The following is a 237-nucleotide window of genomic DNA, read 5'->3' as shown; positions in this document are numbered from 1 at the left end:
CTACTATTTCCTTCGACGCCATCATCATTGGCGGCGGCGGCGCCGGCATGCGCGCAGCGCTGCAGCTGGCACAGGGCGGTCACAAGACTGCCGTGGTCACCAAGGTCTTCCCGACCCGTTCGCACACTGTATCCGCCCAGGGCGGCATCACCTGCGCCATCGCTTCGGCCGCCCCGAACGACGACTGGCGCTGGCACATGTACGATACCGTCAAAGGTTCCGACTACATCGGTGACC

At 64.6% G+C, this 237-nt stretch carries 1 protein-coding gene; it reads left to right on the top strand.

Annotated elements, in window-relative coordinates; genetic code table 11:
* Positions 1–237 (top strand): FAD-dependent oxidoreductase (locus tag SB725_RS33790; protein WP_410923769.1); only part of this gene is annotated, 237 nt, incomplete at both ends.

The organism is Pseudomonas sp. SIMBA_041, from assembly GCF_046535095.1.
GTDB lineage: Bacteria > Pseudomonadota > Gammaproteobacteria > Pseudomonadales > Pseudomonadaceae > Aquipseudomonas > Aquipseudomonas mucoides.
The sequence above is the reverse complement of the archived record's forward strand: the minus strand, read 5'-3'. Positions and strand labels throughout refer to the sequence as shown.